Source organism: Acinetobacter sp. ANC 5045 (assembly GCF_004331005.1).
Taxonomy (GTDB): Bacteria; Pseudomonadota; Gammaproteobacteria; order Pseudomonadales; family Moraxellaceae; genus Acinetobacter; species Acinetobacter towneri.
Genome location: NZ_SJNS01000001.1, coordinates 393,527 through 412,404, shown reverse-complemented (window position 1 = coordinate 412,404; position 18,878 = coordinate 393,527). Strand labels below are relative to the sequence as shown.

The 18,878-nt window shown below is 41.0% G+C and carries 15 protein-coding genes and 1 pseudogene; 6 read left to right on the top strand and 10 right to left on the bottom strand.

Annotation, left to right across the window (positions count from 1 at the left end; translation table 11 throughout):
* Positions 1-13: 13 nt before the first annotated feature.
* The 3 genes from E0H79_RS02090 to E0H79_RS02085 all read right to left on the bottom strand — a co-directional run bounded on the left by E0H79_RS02090 (position 14) and on the right by E0H79_RS02085 (position 3,709).
* The gene (locus E0H79_RS02090; protein WP_228258762.1) at positions 14-241 is read right to left on the bottom strand and encodes a CRISPR-associated protein Cas2; all 228 of its coding nucleotides are present in this window, start codon (positions 239-241) and stop codon (positions 14-16) included.
* Between the two features lie 340 nt (positions 242-581).
* Complete coding sequence (locus E0H79_RS15550; protein WP_265937120.1) at positions 582-713, bottom strand: hypothetical protein; 132 nt, start codon at positions 711-713, stop codon at positions 582-584.
* A gap of 164 nt (positions 714-877) precedes the next feature.
* Positions 878-3,709, bottom strand: a complete 2,832-nt coding sequence (locus E0H79_RS02085) for a ribonucleoside-diphosphate reductase subunit alpha (protein ID WP_131260701.1) — start codon at positions 3,707-3,709, stop codon at positions 878-880.
* A 589-nt stretch (positions 3,710-4,298) separates the two neighbouring features.
* Here E0H79_RS02085 and bfmR point away from each other — a divergent pair.
* Complete coding sequence (bfmR, locus tag E0H79_RS02080) at positions 4,299-5,015, top strand: response regulator transcription factor BfmR (protein WP_096902057.1); 717 nt, start codon at positions 4,299-4,301, stop codon at positions 5,013-5,015.
* A 62-nt stretch (positions 5,016-5,077) separates the two neighbouring features.
* A complete protein-coding gene (gene bfmS, locus E0H79_RS02075; RefSeq protein WP_131260700.1) occupies positions 5,078-6,745 on the top strand; it encodes a sensor histidine kinase BfmS in 1,668 nt (555 codons plus the stop codon).
* A gap of 104 nt (positions 6,746-6,849) precedes the next feature.
* Here the strand turns inward: bfmS and putP are convergent, their stop codons facing one another.
* The 5 genes from putP to E0H79_RS02050 form a co-directional block, all read right to left on the bottom strand.
* On the bottom strand, positions 6,850-8,340 hold the full coding sequence (gene putP, locus E0H79_RS02070; RefSeq protein WP_004972313.1) for a sodium/proline symporter PutP: 1,491 nt from the start codon (positions 8,338-8,340) through the stop codon (positions 6,850-6,852).
* Positions 8,341-8,561: 221 nt separating this feature from the next.
* Positions 8,562-9,419 carry an SPFH domain-containing protein gene (locus tag E0H79_RS02065; protein ID WP_131260699.1) on the bottom strand — a complete coding sequence of 286 codons (858 nt, stop codon included), beginning with the start codon at positions 9,417-9,419 and terminating at the stop codon, positions 8,562-8,564.
* Position 9,420: 1 nt separating this feature from the next.
* On the bottom strand, positions 9,421-9,906 hold the full coding sequence (locus E0H79_RS02060) for an NfeD family protein (RefSeq protein WP_131260698.1): 486 nt from the start codon (positions 9,904-9,906) through the stop codon (positions 9,421-9,423).
* A 129-nt stretch (positions 9,907-10,035) separates the two neighbouring features.
* Positions 10,036-10,953, bottom strand: coding sequence for a patatin-like phospholipase family protein (locus E0H79_RS02055; RefSeq protein WP_096902052.1), 918 nt, complete (start codon positions 10,951-10,953; stop codon positions 10,036-10,038).
* Between the two features lie 62 nt (positions 10,954-11,015).
* A complete protein-coding gene (locus tag E0H79_RS02050; RefSeq protein WP_004972299.1) occupies positions 11,016-11,669 on the bottom strand; it encodes a 1-acyl-sn-glycerol-3-phosphate acyltransferase in 654 nt (217 codons plus the stop codon).
* Between the two features lie 227 nt (positions 11,670-11,896).
* Between E0H79_RS02050 and E0H79_RS02045 the strand changes: the two genes are divergently transcribed.
* Positions 11,897-13,180 (top strand): MFS transporter, encoded by a 1,284-nt coding sequence (locus tag E0H79_RS02045; RefSeq protein WP_131260697.1) that lies wholly within the window; start codon positions 11,897-11,899, stop codon positions 13,178-13,180.
* Positions 13,181-13,450: 270 nt separating this feature from the next.
* Here E0H79_RS02045 and E0H79_RS02040 read toward each other — a convergent pair whose 3' ends face one another.
* Entirely contained in the window at positions 13,451-14,128 is a 678-nt protein-coding gene (locus tag E0H79_RS02040; protein WP_131260696.1) for a YetF domain-containing protein, read from the bottom strand.
* A 149-nt stretch (positions 14,129-14,277) separates the two neighbouring features.
* Here E0H79_RS02040 and E0H79_RS15485 point away from each other — a divergent pair.
* The 3 genes and pseudogenes from E0H79_RS15485 to E0H79_RS15475 form a co-directional block, all read left to right on the top strand.
* Positions 14,278-14,489 (top strand): annotated as a pseudogene (locus tag E0H79_RS15485) (endonuclease domain-containing protein); the annotation flags it as partial.
* A 211-nt stretch (positions 14,490-14,700) separates the two neighbouring features.
* Complete coding sequence (locus E0H79_RS15480; protein ID WP_228258757.1) at positions 14,701-14,988, top strand: hypothetical protein; 288 nt, start codon at positions 14,701-14,703, stop codon at positions 14,986-14,988.
* A complete protein-coding gene (locus tag E0H79_RS15475; RefSeq protein WP_228258756.1) occupies positions 14,939-15,817 on the top strand; it encodes a hypothetical protein in 879 nt (292 codons plus the stop codon). The genes E0H79_RS15480 and E0H79_RS15475 overlap by 50 nt, the downstream gene beginning before the upstream one ends.
* Before the next feature lie 48 nt (positions 15,818-15,865).
* Here E0H79_RS15475 and E0H79_RS02025 read toward each other — a convergent pair whose 3' ends face one another.
* On the bottom strand, positions 15,866-18,760 hold the full coding sequence (locus E0H79_RS02025) for a valine--tRNA ligase (RefSeq protein WP_131260695.1): 2,895 nt from the start codon (positions 18,758-18,760) through the stop codon (positions 15,866-15,868).
* Positions 18,761-18,878 lie beyond the last annotated feature (118 nt).

Below are 18,878 nucleotides of genomic sequence, written 5' to 3'. Positions count from 1 at the left end.
ATGAATGGGGGTCCTATTCCTTTAAAAAGTTTAACAAATTTTGGTCAATCGGAAAGACAACAAGATGGTCATTCAAATCAACACAATGCCTAAAATCATTCATGATTTCATCAGTCGTTTTAGCTGTATTTAATAGCCATATCGACTTTTGTAATCTTTCATGCTCATATTTCCCAAGGGTTTGATAAATTTTGGAATAATTTGAGCGTGGTTTATTGTGTAGATCGTAACTTAAGCACATGTAATGCATAAAAATCTCCTGTTACTTGAGTAAAAAACAACTGAAAATTAACTTTCATTTTTAAAACTCCTAAAAACATAGTTTTAGATTAAATGTAAGAATTAACGGTTGACTCCAAACTCAAAGTAAACGAAGATTTGTTTACTTTCTTGAACGAAAGTTTTCAGTCAACCGTGTTCTCGGTTATCTGAGATTAATGGAGGGGATACGTCAATATCCCCAACATTTTTCTCAAAATTTTTTCTAAATTTCCAATCACACTTTATCTTTTGTAATCTTCAATCTAGATTTGATTTTGTATTGCTACATAATCAAAATAAGTAATTTGCCTAAAGAGAAACTACTTATTTTGCTTTCGCTGTTGTTTCACCGCTTGCAACCAAAAGTAAGCAATTGGTGCATAAAACAATACAACAAAGGAAATCAGCAAGACCGCCAGTCCTAACATATAGTTGTGGGTCATGTGTGGCATGGTAGTTTCCCTAGATATTATTTTAAATGGAATCTTCTATGGCTTTGAGCAATCTTAATTCAAAGATTGCTCAAATAAATTTGTTTAAGCTTTAACCGCTAATACAAGAACTGTAAAAGTGATCATAAAAGCTATTAACAAAACCATAGAAGTATTATTTTCCATTACTGACACGCCTCACAATCAGGGTTGTCAATGCTGCATGCTTGTGGCACTGGCGCTGCATTTGCAAAGTCGTCTTCCTCTGCAGGAACTTCAGGTTTAATTTCCTGCGCTACCGCTGCAACAGGCGCTGCCGTAACAGTTGCAGGTTTTACTGCATTCAATGCACCTGTGTTAATGGTCGATTTCTCTGCAGATGTTGCACCCAATGCACGTAGGTAATAAGTCGTTTTCAGACCACGTAACCATGCCATTTTATAAGTCAGGTCAAGTTTCTTACCGTTTGCACCTGCAATATACAAGTTCAACGATTGCGCCTGATCAATCCATTTTTGACGACGTGATGCTGCATCTACAATCCAGCGTGGTTCAACTTCAAACGCAGTCGCAAAAATCGCTTTCAATTCTTCAGGAATACGTGAAATTTTTTGTACTGAACCTTCAAAGTGTTTCAGGTCATTCACCATCACAGAATCCCACAAATCACGCTCTTTCAATGCACGAACGAGGTAAGGGTTGATTACTGTAAATTCACCAGACAAGTTCGATTTCACATACAAGTTTTGGAATGTCGGCTCAATAGACTGAGAAACGCCACAAATATTTGAAATGGTTGCAGTCGGAGCAATCGCCATCACGTTTGAGTTACGCATACCATCTTTTTGAACTTTGGCACGTAAGCTGTCCCAATCCAAACGCTGTGTACGGTCTACTTCAAACATACGTTCTGGACGTGATTTCGCCACAATGTCTAAAGAGTCAATTGGCAAGATGCCTTGATCCCATAATGAACCTTTAAATGTTTCGTAAGTACCACGCTCAACCGCCAAGTCGCTAGACGTTTGAATCGCGTAGTAGCTGATCACTTCCATAGATTCATCGGCAAATTCAACTGCAGCATCTGAACCATAAGCCAAGTTCATCTCATAAAGCGCATCTTGGAAGCCCATGATGCCCATACCTACAGGACGATGTTTCAAATTTGAATTGCGTGCTTGTGGTACAGCGTAGTAGTTGATGTCGATGACGTTGTCGAGCATACGTACTGCAGTTTTAATAGTACGTGCTAATTTTTCACGGTCTAATACACCACCTTGAACGTGTTGCACAAGGTTGATTGAACCCAAGTTACATACCGCAATTTCATCTTGGTTAGTATTGAGGGTAATTTCAGTACATAAGTTAGATGAGTGCACTACGCCAACGTGTTGTTGCGGTGAACGTAAGTTACATACGTCTTTGAATGTGATCCACGGGTGACCTGTTTCAAACAACATTGACAACATTTTGCGCCATAAGTCCTTCGCACGAAGTTTTTTATGCAGCATGTTAGTTTCTTTGGCAATGCTTTCGTAGTACGCATAACGCTCAGCAAAAGCTTCGCCCGTCAAGTCGTGCAAGTCTGGTGTTTCAGATGGCGTAAACAATGTCCATTCTGCATCTTCAAAGACACGTTGCATGAACAAGTCAGGTACCCAGTTGGCTGTGTTCATATCATGGGTACGACGACGGTCATCCCCTGTGTTTTTACGCAGCTCTAGGAATTCTTCGATGTCTAAGTGCCAAGTTTCTAAGTACGCACATACCGCACCTTTACGCTTACCACCTTGGTTGACCGCAACAGCTGTATCGTTAGCAACTTTAAGGAACGGAACAACACCTTGAGATTTACCGTTTGTTCCTTTGATGTATGAGTTCAAGGCACGTACTGGCGTCCAGTCATTGCCTAAACCACCTGCCCATTTAGACAGCATTGCGTTGTCACGCATTGCACCATAAATGTTGTAAAGGTCATCAGAAATTGTAGTTAAGTAACAGCTTGATAACTGTGGACGTAGCGTACCTGAGTTAAACAGGGTAGGCGTAGAAGCCATGTAGTCGAAGCTAGACAATAAGTTATAGAACTCGATTGCACGTGCTTCACGGTCATCTTCATTAAGCGCCAGACCCATTGACACACGCATAAAGAACAATTGTGGAAGTTCAAAGCGTACGCCATCTGAGTGAATGAAATAACGGTCAAATAAAGTTTGCAGACCTAAATAGGTAAACTGGTTTGAGCGTTCAGGCTGAATCGCTGCAGCAAGTTTGGCAAGGTCAAACTCAAGTAAGTCTGCAGAAAGCAAATCAAGTTCTACACCTTTTTTCAGGAAAGTTTCTAATGCTTCGCCTTCAGGTGTATCTGTTGCTAAACCTAAAAATTCTAAGCCTGTTGCGACCAAGTCATTACGCAATAAACGCGCAGTCACATAGGTATAGTTCGGCTCTTGCTCAATACGGGTACGAGTCGCCATCATCATGGTGGTTGAGATGTCAGACTCTTTTACACCGTTGTAGAGGTTTTTCACGGTTTCATCAATGATGGCATCTACATCAATGCCTTCTAAACCTTCTGCCGCTTTATTTACGGTTGCTTTTAACGCACCTAAATCTAGTGGTTTAAGCTGACCGTTTGCATCAGTCACTTGTAACGTCGGGTGATGGTTTTCACCTGCTTGCTTACGCGCTTCTGAGCGTTGTTCACGGTAGATGACATAAGCACGAGCAACTTTTTGCTCGCCTGTACGCATGAGCGCAAGTTCAACTTGGTCTTGAATTTCTTCAATGTGAATAGTTCCGCCAGACGGTAAACGGCGGTTGAATGTGTTCAACACCATTTCAGTCAGTTGTTCGATCCGATCATGAATGCGGCTTGAATCGGCGCTTTGTTGACCTTCTACAGCCAAAAACGCTTTGCCAATTGCAACTGCAATTTTTTCAGCATCAAAAGCGGCAACATCACCAGTGCGTTTAATCACTTGTAATTGACCAGGGGTTGAGGTGATTACGCTCATGTCAGCATAGCTCCATTGTCATCTATTGTTATGTTTATGGACCATTAAACTGGGCAAAATTTAGGCCGCAGTGATTGAGGGATAAACACAAGACTTAGTGGTTTAAAATTGAATTGAACACAAGATACGGGAAAATTGAGGGTAGATCAATATTGACTTTTTCTTTTAAATTTTGACTATTTTAGGATTCAAATTTATCTCAAAAATACCGAATTTTGTCCTTTCGGCTATAAGCCTTATCAGACAAGGGCATAGCATAGCAAAGCTCGGAAAAACTGCTTATAGATAACCTTGTGGATAACTTTAAAAGTTGTGAGATAATTTTTCCAAAGGCGGCAAAGGCTTGATCTAGTGCAAAAAATACCCATTTTGTAACTTTATATTTCTTAAATCTGTTTGAAAATCACCAAAACTAGAAAAGTGCTATAAATTCAATGCTTAATAAAAATATAACAAAATAATACGCAGATGTATCAGTTTGGTGAACAGTATCTTGTTTACAATGTAAACGTGTGTATATTGCAAATTATATCAAGACCTATCTCTCAGATTTTAAAAGGATAGGTCGAATCCAATAAAGGGACAGGTTATGAGTCAAGAAGAAAAGTTACCAAAAATTTTAATTGTTGAAGATGATGAACGCCTTGCACGACTTACGCAGGAATACTTAATTCGCAATGGTTTGGAAGTTGGGGTAGAACCAGATGGCAACCGCGCGATTCGCCGTATTATTGCCGAGCAGCCCGACCTTGTGGTGCTTGATGTGATGTTACCAGGTGCCGATGGTTTAACCATTTGTCGTGAAGTTCGTCCACATTATCATCAACCGATTTTAATGCTGACTGCGCGTACTGAAGATATGGATCAGGTGCTAGGTCTGGAAATGGGTGCAGATGACTATGTTGCAAAACCTGTGCAGCCGCGTGTGTTGTTGGCGCGTATTCGTGCTTTATTGCGCCGTACCGACAAAGTGACTGAAGATGAAGTGGCACAGCGCATTGAATTTGATGATTTAGTGATTGATAACGGTGGCCGTTCTGTGACTTTAAATGGTGAATTGGTTGATTTCACCAGCGCAGAATATGACTTGTTATGGTTATTGGCTTCAAATGCAGGGCGTATTTTATCTCGTGAAGATATTTTTGAGCGTCTACGCGGCATTGAATATGATGGTCAAGACCGTTCAATTGACGTGCGTATTTCACGTATTCGTCCAAAAATTGGCGATGATCCTGAAAATCCAAAACGTATTAAAACTGTGCGCAGTAAAGGTTATTTGTTCGTTAAAGAAACCAACGGCATGTAATACGCTTTTTTCTGAGTCAAATACTGGCTCACATATAAAATAAGTCACATAGGACGGATTTTGTGCTTAAACACAGTATATTCTTGCGCATATATGCAGGATTGGTGATCTTAGTTGCAGTAGTTGCCATTTTGGCGTACTTATTGGTGCAAATCATCAACTATCAGCGTGCGCAAGAATATCGTGAGTCTTTAACTGATGGTATGGCTTATATTATTAGTGAAGGGATTGCACGACAGCAAAACGAACAGCAAAAGAAAGACTGGATTTCTGATGCATCCGATTTGCTGGAATTGCCCATCTACTATGTGCAGGCAGACAAAGTAGATTTGTCGCGCGCAGAGCTTAGACGGATTAAAGAACGTAAAGCGGCTGTGCGCTATAATGCCGAAAATATGATTGCCTATATTATTTTGGGTATGAAAGATGATCCAAATCATTATTTATATATCAAGGCAGATAAAATTACAGAACGGCAAATGAAAGCTTTGCCGATTTTTGTTTTAGATTATTTGGTGTATTACCCAGGTCAGGAAAAAGAATATCTAGCCAAAATTCAGCAGCACTTTTCTTATCCGGTCAATATTAAAAATATTCAGGAACTGCCACTCGATTCTGAACAGATTGGGCGTTTAAGACTCGATCACAGCATTATTTTATATCGTGACAATGCCACCGTGCGTGGTACAACCATCTCGATTGTGTCACCGATGCCAAATTCACCCTCAGAAGTCTTGGTTTTAGGGCCTGTGCCGTTATTTAACTGGATGCCATTCCAGTTGGCAGCAGGCATTACCTTGCTCAGTATGTTTATGTTGAGTTTGGGGGTTTATGGTCTGATCTTGCCTATGCAGCGTAAGATTCGCCAAGTGAACTATGCCTTAAACCGTACTAAATCGGGCGATTTAAACATGCGTTTGCCTGTAGATGGCACAGATGAAATGGCAAGTTTGGCATCTAGCTATAACAGCATGTCTGACCATATTCAGCGTTTGATTGAAGCGCAGCGTGAACTGATGCGCGCTGTATCGCATGAGCTGCGCACGCCTGTGGCACGTATTCGTTTTGGTATGGAAATGCTGGCAGAAGAAGATGATTACGAATATCGCTTACAGCAAGTCGAAATGATTGATAAAGATATTGAGGCTTTAAACACCTTGATTGATGAGATCATGACCTATGCCAAACTTGAACAGGGCATGCCATCTTTAGAAATTGAAAAGATCGTTTTGGTTGAAGTGCTAGAGCAGGTGGCTACGGAAACAGAAGCATTGAAAACCCAAAAAGATATTCAGTTGCTTGCACCACCTGTGACTTTGGAAGTGGAAGCTGAACGCCGTTACTTGCACCGTGTGGTACAGAACTTGGTGGGCAATGCAGTCCGTTACTGTGACCATAAAGTCTTGATCAGTGGCGGTATTAACGAACAAGGCATGGCCTATGTTTGTGTGGAAGATGATGGGCCGGGGATTCCCGAACAAGACCGAGAACGTGTATTTGAAGCCTTTGCTCGTTTAGATGACAGCCGCACCCGTGCTTCAGGTGGTTATGGTTTAGGTTTGTCTATTGTAAGCCGCATTGCTTATTGGTTTGGTGGCAAAATTGAAGTCGATCAGAGTCCGAACTTGGGTGGTGCACGTTTTATGATGGTTTGGCCTGCCAAACGGTTTAGTAAGGCAAGAAAAAAAGCCGCAGCAGAGAAAGAAAAAACCACCGATTCATTGACTTGAATTGAGTGCACCAAAACTAATTTTAGACATAAAAAAACCAGTGCAATTCAAGGCACTGGTTTTTTTTAATTGCTTTTTTATCTCTATGCAGATCAATCTACAGCTTAGTGCGATTCTTTATATAGCTGATCGGCCTGTTCAAAACGGTCTGTCACTTCATGACTTGGCGCTTTGCCCAATAAACTCACTACGACAATCGCAATCCAAGAACAGACAAAGCCCGGAATAATTTCATAAATACCTGTATCTGCCCAAAGGTTTTTCCAAAGAATAACCATAAGTGCGCCGACAACCATCCCCGCCAATGCACCATTTAAAGTCATGCGTTTCCAGAACAAAGACAAAATGATTAGTGGACCAAATGCTGCACCGAAGCCTGCCCAAGCATAAGAAACCAATCCCAAGACTTTTGATTCAGGATTACCCGCCATCCAAATAGCAAGCAGCGCAATCATGAGTACCATGCCGCGTCCGACCCACACCAATTCATTTTGTGAGGCATTTTTACGCAGGAACGATTTGTAAAAATCTTCGGTTAAAGTACTTGAACAGACCAAAAGTTGACAGCTTAGGGTACTCATCACAGCAGCTAAAATTGCAGCCAGTACCACACCTGCCACCCACGGATTAAACAGGATTTTGGTCAGTTCCATAAATACTGTTTCAGGGTTGGCATTGACCACACCTGCCAGTTCAGGATGTTGCTGGAAGTAGGCGATACCAAAAAAGCCCGCAGCCACCGCACCGCCTAAACATAGTGTCATCCATGTCATGCCAATACGACGTGCATTCGGAATAGACTTGACTGAATCAACCGCCATAAAACGCACTAAAATATGCGGCTGTCCAAAATAGCCTAAGCCCCATGCCATGAGGGAAATGATCGCGACCCAGCTTAAATCACTGACTAAATTCAGCGCCTGCGGACGAGCCGCTTCTAAAGCAAGTGTGACTTGGCTTAGGTCAGAAAAGCTGAGTAGGGTAATGATAGGGGTCAGCAAGAGCGCAAAAATCATCAAGCCAGCCTGAATGGTGTCCGTCCAGCTGACTGCCAAGAAACCACCAATAAACACATAGCTGATGGTGGCAATAGCACTAATCCACAATGCAGTGCTATAAGGCAGATCAAACATACTTTCAAATAAGCGCGCACCTGCAACCATGCCCGAAGCACAATAAATCGCAAAGAAAATTAGAATTACGCAGGCAGATACAATCCTTAAAATTTTTCTTTGATCATTAAAACGGTTAGAAAAATAATCAGGCAAAGTCAGTGCATTGTGCTGTACTTCGGTGTGTACTCGTAAACGACCTGCCACCAAAAGCCAGTTTAGCCATGCGCCAATAATCAGACCAACGGCAATCCACATTTCAGACAAACCTGAAAGATAAATGGCACCGGGCAAGCCCATCAGCAACCAACCACTCATATCGGATGCGCCTGCAGAAAGTGCGGTGACAAAACTGCCAAGACGACGACCACCTAAAATGTAGTCCGAGAAATTTCGAGTCGCGCGATAAGCCAATAAACCAATGACAATCATGGCGACAATATAAAACAGGAAAGTAATAATGGTGGGGTTGAGTGCGCTCATACAGTATCCATTTGGGTTTTGGACAGTCGATTAAAATACAGACCGCTGCTAGATGTGAGTCACTCAATTTGGTGAGTGCAGAGATCTCATCTGCGGTGCTGATTTCATCAAGAAACGCGAAATTTAACCATACATTAAAAAATATTTCAGATTTTTTTCTGAATGGGCATAAAATAGGCAGCTTGAAAGCTGCCTATCATCTTGATGTTTATCTGATTTGCTTATGGATTATTGCGACCCATAATACCACGAATGGTATTCAGGACATCTGCAGGTAAGACCACAGTTTTGGCATTGTTCGATTTCGCCATATCTTGCATGGCTTTTACATATTGCTCACCCAATAAGTATGCCACAGGAATTTCTTTATCACCTACCGCAGAGCTGACCATTTCAATGGCACGTTGAGAAGATTCTGCCAATACAACTTGCGCTTCTGCATCACGACGTGAAGCTTCCAAACGACCATCGGCTTCTAAAATAGCCGCTTGTTTTTCACCATCGGCTTTGGTTACGGTAGCACGACGCTGACGTTCTGCTGCAGCTTGTTCTTCCATAGCTGCCTGCATGGTATGCGATGGTTTAATATCCTGAATTTCTACAGTTTTAAGGGTAATTCCCCAGTCTGAAATATCATCAGAAATGGCTGCTTTGAGTTTGGCTTTGATGTGATCGCGCGAAGACAAGGCATCATCCAAATCCATTTCACCCACAATAGAACGCAATGAGGTTTGAACAAGGTTTTGAATCGCCCAAGTATAGTTTTCAATGCCATACACTGCTTTTTCAGGAGTCGTGAGATTAATGTACGCTACCGCATTCATGAGCAGAACTGCGTTGTCACGGGTAATGACTTCCTGAGATGGAATATCTAATACAATATCTTTGGTGGTGACTTTATAGGCCACTTCATCGACATAAGGAATGACGAAGTTAAGTCCCGGTGCAAGCGTGGTGTGGTATTTACCCAGACGTTGCACAATCCACTTATAACCTTGCGGAACAATTCGCACGCCTTTAAAAATGGTAATTCCAACAAAGGCTAAAATCGCTAAAACAATAATAGATCCACCAGACATTTTAATTTCTCACTTTTTCGTTGTCATGTGCGCTGTGATGCGGCTGCACCACCAAATCATTACCCAAAATATCAATCACGCGAATACGATCTCCCACTTGCACAGGGCTTGCGGTGCGGCAGTTCCATTCGTCTGAACCAAGTACGGGCATCGGGAAACGGACTTTAATTTGATCATGTTCTAAGTTGGTTTGAATGACCATGCCAATTTGTCCAATAGTGGCTTCGCGTGACAAGCCTGCTTTGGTTTTATCGGTAGATAAGGGTTTGATAAATTTAAACCACGCCAAGGTACACAGTACCGACAAGATAATCCACATCACCAATTGGGTAGTGGTACCCATCATGGGGAACATCCAGTATAAAATACCGACCATGACTGCCCCAATGCCAAACCATAAAGCGGCAAACGCAGGCAAGACCAGTTCTGAAAGCATTAACAGAACGCCTAGTACAAACCAGTGCCAAGGTTCAAGAACGAATTCCATACATCTACTCGCGTATTTTTTACGATTGGTTAATTCTAATTGCTTAGAGAAACGCATCGACTTAAAAAGATGTGCTCTCATCACTTTAACAGATCAATAAGTTTATGAATATTAAAAAATCACTGAATCCTAAAATTTCGGACGCGGTGCAGGTTTCAGCGCGGCAGGTGATTTTTTAAAGTTATTGATGGCTTGCAGAATTGCTTTGACCTGTAATTGTGCGGCTTTTTCACCTTCTAAAATGGTTTGGTTACTGGCTTTTAAATCTAGAGTACCAATATGTCCAACTTTAGGTTGAATCACGATATTGGCCTGCGCCAATTCCTGATTGATGCTTTGCTGCCCCATAATATTGAGGGTTTGATCGAGTAAGCCCCACATGCTGACAGGTTGATTGCCTGTTGGACGTGCAGAAATATCCACTGCAATGACTAAGTCGGCACCCATCGCTTTAGCCGTCTGTACGGGAATTGGGCTGACCAAGCCGCCATCCACATATTGTGTTCCGCCAATGGTGGCAGGTACAAAAACATTCGGAATACTGCAAGAGGCACGTACGGCTTGACCAGCATTGCCTTTAATAAAGTCGGCTTTACGTCCATTATCTAAACGTGTGGCAACGGCAGCAAAACGAATTGGAAATTTTTCAATCGGTTTATTGGCTACGTGTTGATTGACAAAGTCTTGTAACTTTTGACCTGCAATAAAACCCTGACGGTTTAAGGTTAAATCACGAATGTCGGATTCTTTAAAGGTTAGGGCAATATGTTGGAGCTGATAAGGACTTTTACCACTGGCGTATAAACTGCCGACAAAGCTGCCTGCACTGGTGCCTGTGACAATTTTGGGTTTAATCCCGTGAGACTCTAAAACTTTAATGACGCCAATATGTGCAAAACCTTTAGCACCACCGCCACCCAGCGCCAGTGCAATTACAGGTTCACGTGCTTGGATAGGTGTGGTGCTTGGCGGTGTTTTTGTTGTTTTGTCGCAGCCAGCCAAAGTTAGAGCTAGTACGCCCACTAAAGAATAACGAATCAGTTGCATATCAAATCTAAATTTAGATCAAAGAATATTGCGCCCATCTGAACAAAAAATAGAAACTTTGACTAGCCCTTTTTCAAAAGCTTTTGTAACGGTTTTGCCAACCAATGTGGATTTTTAGCCGAAAACTTGCCGTGATATTGCGTATAAATTGCATCTAAATCTTGAGCATAATCGCCCGTAGGATGAAACACGCCCAAAATATGAATGGTTTTGTGTGCATAATCAAAAGAGAACATCACAATTGGGATATTGGCGCCGTAGGCAATATGGTAAAAGCCACTGCGGATATTTTCGGCTTGTTTACGTGTGCCTTCGGGCGCCATACCAATCCAGATTTTTTCTTTTTTTCGTACAATCTCAATAATATCTTGGGTATGTCCTTGAGGAGAATGGCGCACCACAGGAATTACCCCAATCCAGTTTAAAAGTGGCTTGAGTGGGGTTTCAAATAAAGTGTGCTTACCAAAAATAGTAATTTGAATACCTAAACCGAGTAGGGCGGTAAAACCATGCCACGCATCAATATTTGACGTATGCGGTGAGATAATAGCAACTGCTTTGGGCAAGTTGGGAAATTCGCCCACCATTTGCCAGCCTTGCGCCAAAAAAATATTTTTAAATAAAGCACGACTGCTGGCTGTTCCACGTTGTGGAACTTGGTCGGGTAACTGTGGAAATTGCCGTGCACTGCGTGCAAAAGGATTGGTGATTTTCATGAATGCGATGTCATCCTGACGTGCGTGATTAACAACAATAAATACCCAATATCATGACGCATGAATCTAAATCTATTCAAGATATTAGACTTTCGCTTTGTCTGATTCATTGGCAAAATAGTCGAAATCTGAATGTGAAAGTGATGAAAAATAACAATCCATTATTCAAAATTTTAGTGTAGTACTGCGTTTTTTTGATCTTTTGCCCATATCTAAATTGAGATGCTATGCCCAATTTGCGCCAAACTTATTTGTTGTTATTTTCTCTGTATTGGGCGCAGGGCTTGCCTGTTGGTTTTATGACCCATGCCTTGCCTGTAGTTTTACGTGCGCAAGGTGTGTCTTTGGCACACATTGGCGGTTTTGGTTTGTTAATGCTGCCGTGGTCAATCAAAGTTTTTTGGGCGCCATTGGTAGATCGCTTTGGACATTCATATTTTGGGCATTATCGTAGCTGGATTTTGCCGTGCCAGTGGCTGAGTGTTTTGGTGCTGATTGGGCTGTCCTTTTTACCGATTGAGTCCTTAAATCATCCTATATATTTGTGGGTATTTTTTGTGGCTTTGCTCAGCATGAATTTGGTCGGTGCAACCCAAGATATTGCCACCGATGGTTTGGCGGTCAATATTTTACAAGCCAAACAGCAACATTGGGGTAATACCTTTCAGGTGGTTGGTTCACGACTGGGCTTTATTGTGGGTGGTGGTGCAATTCTGTGGGCATTGGATTGGCTAGATTGGCAAAAAACTTTCTTAATTTTAGCGGGATTGGTGTTTTTAAATACCTTGCCAATTTTAATGTTTAAAGAGCCACAACATGCTGCTAAACAAGTGCTTGTTCAAGCTCAAAGTAAAATGTCATTTCACGCACGTCTTGCTGCGATTCGTGAATATCTGCGCTATTTTGTGGAAACGCCTGTACTGTACGCATGGCTATGGGTGTTACTCAGCTTTAAAATTGCCGATGGTTTAGCTGGCCCTTTATTAAAACCTTTAATGGTAGATTTAGGCTTAAGCTTTTCTCAAATTGGCATTTATGTGACCATGTTGGGAGCAATGGCCGCTTTGTTGGGTGCAGGCATCGCAGGGTTGATGCTGAAATGGTGGTCTAGAGCGCATGCCCTCATCATTTTTTCTGTGCTTAAAATTTTGAGTTTAGTGGCCTATGCTTATTTGGCTGAATTGTATGAACAGCAAGTTGATGTGGCACACTGGCTGATTTATAGCATTAATGCTGCGGAAGATTTTTGCTCTGCCATGTTACTTGTAGTGATGCTAACCTTGATTATGCAGTACAGTCGTAAACAATATGCAGGGACTGATTTTACATTTCAGGTTGCGATTATGGCGACTGTGAGCGGGGTACTTTATACCCTGAGTGGAATCTTAGGCGATGCTTTAGGCTACGCGAATTATTTACTGTTGATTTGTATTGTTGCGATTCTATGCTTTGTACTGATCTGGAAATGGGCAAAGCTTGCGAAAAGCGTTCAATCATCAGCACTTGAATAACAAGGTAGATCATCAAGACAGGATGACAGACCTAAACCACGTTAAAAAGTCATTGCGTGGAAAAAATAAAAGCGACCTTTAAAGAGTCGCTGGAGTATAAAAGGTATCCACATTAAAGCCAATACCGACCTCGTTTTTGTATTTTCAAAAATTATTATTTGCGCTTTCAGTGCTTCTCTTCGGCAGCGCAGGCAGTATAACGTTAAATTATGACAATCCTGCGACAATTTAAGTCGCATAGAGGTGTGTTGCAGCTAAAATCAACATATTCTAGCTGCGATATGCAGTATTGATTGCCAGTGTCCATTGTTGGTGATTACAACGCGGACAGACTTCATTGGCGTGTTCAAGTAAACGGACATGCCCACAATACATGCAGGCATAATACGTGTTTGGAGTTGTGCGGTTCACGGGTTGGTAAGCTTTAGGGAATAAGGGTAAACCATAGCGTGTGGCACCGCCATGAAAAAACAACATGCTGAATTTTCCATCACTTTCTAGTAAGCCAACACGTACTTGCCCTAAATGCTCCACGCCTTGTTGGCGCATTTCGGCAAAGAATTCATCATGCGACATTTTACCGTACTTAATTTTTTCTAAGACCAATTCACCATCTTCTACAATATATAGCGATTTACCTTCAATCAAATCTTCAAAGGGTTGGTATTTCATCATGAGCCATGTGGTCAGGCGATACATCCCAATCACCACTGTCATCACCACCAAGGCATGTACCAAGGGTAAATCTTCAGTGAACATAGGGTCGCCCGCAATAGAACCGAGCGATAAAATAATGGCCAATTCAAAAATAGAAAGCTGGCGTACTCCGCGTTTTCCTGTGAGGCGTAAAAATAGAATAATCATGCCAAACATGAGTGCAGCACGAATCATTAATTCTGCAACAAATGTCCATGTGGTGTCGTGAATGAAGATGGTGAACCAATCCATAGATTGTCTATTTTGTTATTTTGATGCTTGATACTATGCTTAAATTGAGTGGGTAAAATAGTGGTTTTGAGTAAAGAACTGCAATTATTTTAGTGGTTTAGAAACATAGAAATTTGTTATATTGCCTAAAAACTATAAATACAAAAATAATGAATCAGAAGATGAATTCACAACTATTACAATTTGCCAAATCTATGCGTCATGCTGCTACGGATGCTGAAAATTTGCTGTGGCAACTACTTAGTGCAAACGCTTTATGGTGCTCAAATTTAGACGTCCGTAGATGATTGAACCGTATATTGTAGATTTTTACTGTCATGAGATTGGCTTGGTCATTGAGTTGGGAATAAGCAAAATTGGGAAGTTATAAAAGACTTGATTTTTATCTTTTGATTGTTATTATGAAGTATAGGTGTCCACCTTACTTACACACGAGTAAAAAAAGACAAATCAATTCTTATATTGAGTAACCAAATCTTCTTAAATGTTTTCTTTATTTTGTTTCGTTATTAGATTCAAAAGTTTAAACGTGTGTCCAATTTTGATTCTAAGAAACAATTTTAAGGATAAACATGTCTACTATTAGCACATTAGCTTTTGAAATCCAACAAGCTATTAAATCTCATAATATAGAGATTAAACGTTCTCATATAAATGAAATAGTTGCAGCACTTTTTGGTTTTAAAAAATTTAATAGTTTAAAACTAAGTTCTTACCCAATTTATATAGATTCAATAGATGATCAATTGAATGCAGAGTTGTTTGTAGAACGTTGTGGGGGAATTAAATATATCACTTACTGTAGCCCCAGTGTTTCAAAAATATATTTCAGATTATCATTTTTTATATTTAACAGCTGAAGAAATTAGTAAGCTTGTTCGAGAAGCCCTAGATGATGAATCAATACGAAATAATGTACTAACCCGCCTAAAAAAAACTTTTATAGAGTTTCCTGAATATTCGATTTATCCATATTTGATTGCACAATTTTATAGTGATTGTGAAAATGATTTTGATGAACAAAATAAAGATATGAACTATCTGTATCATAGATATTTGCAAGGTCAAGAAATTAGTCCAACTTGGAAGCCAGACTTAGATTATTTTATTCAAGAAAAAGAACAGAATGATGAATATAAAGAGAACTATGTAAAGTATTTGAAAATAGCTGCTGATTTAGGAAGTTTTCCTGCTCAGCTAGAACTTTACCAATTTAGAGATAATGATGATTATGAAGACGTTGATGAAGATATAGAGAACTATAGTTATTCAACTTATCCATCAGATATAGAATTGGCATTAGCAAAACGTGGTGATGAAGGATGCCTGAGAGAAATATTCGATCGAATCGTCTGTGATAGTTTTGATGAAATCAAAGAATTAAAAGAGAATAATTTGATTGAAGCATGGAAATGGCAAAAATTTGCTCAGTATCTTGGTTATGATTTAGCAAAAGGTAATTACAAGACAGAAGCAATATATGATCAAGGTAATATTTTCGCAGCTGAAAGTGGTCGCCATGATATACATTTACCTAAATTAAAATTAGAGCAAGAAAATATAGTTAATCAAGAAGTGAACAAGCTAATTCAATTTTATGCAAACTTGGATGAATTTAATTTTACTCGTTATTTATATGATTCTTCTCATATCAATTGGGATGATGAGTTTGATTGGGAAGATGACTAAATAAAAATCCCCTCAATTGAGGGGATTTTAGATCAAACTAACAACACATTAAAGCGCTGCAATCTGCTCCATATTCGCTTTAATTTTCGCTAACTGATCTGCAAATTCAGCAAGTTTCACTTTCTCGCCTTCAACCACAGCCGCAGGGGCTTTCGCCACAAAACCTTCATTTGCAAGTTTAGTTGCAATTTGGTCATGCTGCTTTTGAACCTTGTCTAAGTCTTTTTGTAGACGACCCAATTCTGCTTTCGGGTCAATCAAACCCTTCATTGGAACGAATACAGACACGTGACCGACTACAGAAGAAGAAGACAATGGTGGTTGTTCACCATCTGCCAAGAAGGTAATGCTTTCAACTTTCGCCAATGCTTTAAACAACGGTTCAATACGAGAAATTTGTGCTTTTTCTGCTTCAGTCGTGTTCTGTAAAAGTACAGGCAATAAACGTGCATTACCTAGACCCATTTCACCACGAATGTTACGCACCGCACCAATCAAACCTTGTAGCCATTGCATATCTGCTTCGGCTTGTTCGTTGATTTTGGCTTCATCTGCAACAGGGTAGTTTGCTAACATAATGGTTTCGCCACCCAAGCCAATCATTGGCGCAAGGGTTTGCCAAATTTCTTCAGTTAAGTACGGCATGATTGGATGAGCAAGACGTAAAGAAGCTTCCATCACCGCAAGCAATACACGACGAACTTCGGCTTTGCGTTCTTCAGAAACAGACTCATCATTCAGAACAGGTTTGGTTAGCTCTACATACCAGTCGCAGTATTCATTCCAGATAAAGTCATAAATCGCTTGCGCAGCCAAGTCTAAACGGTAAGTTGCAAACGCTTGATGAACAGCTTGCTCTGCCTTTTGTAAACGGCTCACAATCCACTGTTCAGGCAATTCCCAAAGGTCTTGACGTGCCTCTTGACCAACCGTTTGACCTTCAACATTCATCAATACAAAACGGGTAGCATTCCAAATTTTGTTGGCAAAGTTACGATAACCTTCCACACGTTTCATATCAAACTTGATGTCACGACCTGTATTTGCCAATGCGCAGAAGGTAAAACGAACCGCGTCTGTGCCATAAGCCTGAATCCCTTCTGGGAATTCTTTGCGGGTCGATTTTTCAATTTTCGCTGCTTGTTTCGGGTTCATCAAACCCGTCGTACGTTTCTGTACTAAAGTTTCAAGATCAACACCATCAATCAAGTCTAATGGGTCAAGCACGTTGCCCTTAGACTTCGACATTTTTTGACCTTCGCTGTCACGTACCAAACCGTGAACGTAAACTGTTTTGAACGGTACTTGTGGCGTGCCATCTTCATTCTTCATGAAGTGCATGGTCATCATGATCATACGCGCCACCCAGAAGAAGATGATGTCAAAACCTGTCACCAATACATCAGTGGAGTGGAAGGTATTTAAGAAGTAGTTTTCTGCATCTTTCTTGGCATCACCCGTCCAACCTAAGGTCGAGAATGTCCAAAGTGCAGAGGAGAACCATGTATCCAGTACGTCTTCGTCTTGGTTTAATTGAACATCGGCAGAGATATTGTTTTTCGTACGAGCTTCTTCTTCGTTGCGACCTACATAAACATTGCCTTCAGCATCGTACCAAGCAGGAATACGGTGACCCCACCACAATTGACGCGAGATACACCAGTCTTGAATGTTGTTCATCCACGCCATATACATATTGCTGTATTGTTCAGGCACGAACTTGATGCGACCATCTTGCACCGCTTCAATTGCAGGCTGCGCCAACGGTGCAATTTTGACATACCATTGGTCGGTCAATAATGGCTCAACAATTACGCCCGAACGGTCACCGCGAGGTGGTTTCAAGGTGTACGGTTGGATTTGATCTAACCAACCTTCGCTTTCCGCTTGTTCAACTAATTTTTTACGTGCTTCAAAACGCTCTAAACCAATGTAGTCTGCAGGTGCAGGAATGGTTTTAGAAATTTGTTCGCCTGCTTTCGCAATATATTCAAACTCAGCCAATACTTCAGCATTTTTGTTGAAGATATTGATGATTGGCAATTCGCAGCGTTTACCCACTTCATAGTCATTGAAGTCGTGTGCAGGGGTAATTTTTACACAACCTGTACCGAATTCTTTATCGACATACTCATCTTTTACGATTGGAACGGCACGACCTGTAATTGGGAGGATGATGTTTTGACCAACAAGGTGCGAGTAACGCTCATCATCAAGGGCAACCGCAACCGCAGTATCACCCAGCAATGTTTCAGGACGAGTGGTTGCCACTACAATGTGATCTTTACCATCGTGAGTGCGTAGTGATTTATCTTCAAAGAAATATTTGAAGTGCCACAATGAACCTTGTTCTTCTTTATCCGACTCAACTTCTAAGTCAGAAAGGGCAGTTTGTAATTTTGGATCCCAGTTTACAAGGCGTTTGCCGCGGTAAATTAAACCTTCTTCGTGTAGTTTCACGAAAACTTCTTTCACCGCATTCGATAAGCCTTCATCCATAGTGAAGCGTTCACGTGACCAATCTACCGAAGAACCTAAACGGCGGATTTGACGGGTAATGTTACCGCCAGATTGTTCTTTCCATTCCCAGACTTTTTCGATGAATTTTTCACGACCTAAGTCATGGCGGCTGATATTTTGCGCGCCCAATTGACGCTCTACTACCATTTGTGTGGCAATACCCGCGTGGTCTGTACCCGGTTGCCATAAGGTATTTTTACCCGACATACGGTTAAAGCGCGTGAGGGCATCCATAATGGCGTTGTTAAAACCATGACCCATGTGCAAGCTACCTGTGACGTTTGGCGGCGGAATCATGATACAGAATGATTCGCCTTTTTCAGACGGCTTAAAGTAGCCGTTTTCTTCCCAAGTCTTGTACCATTTTTTCTCGATCTCGGTAGGATCGTAGGTTGTAGCAATATTTTGCGCTGAATCAGTCATAGTAAGAACAGGTTAAAAGTGAATAAAAAATTGCAACTATTGTAGCAAAAAAATTGCCCGCTAAGCGAGATTCAACTCAGCCAAACTTATCGCAATTGGCAGTTGGGCAAACTCATCG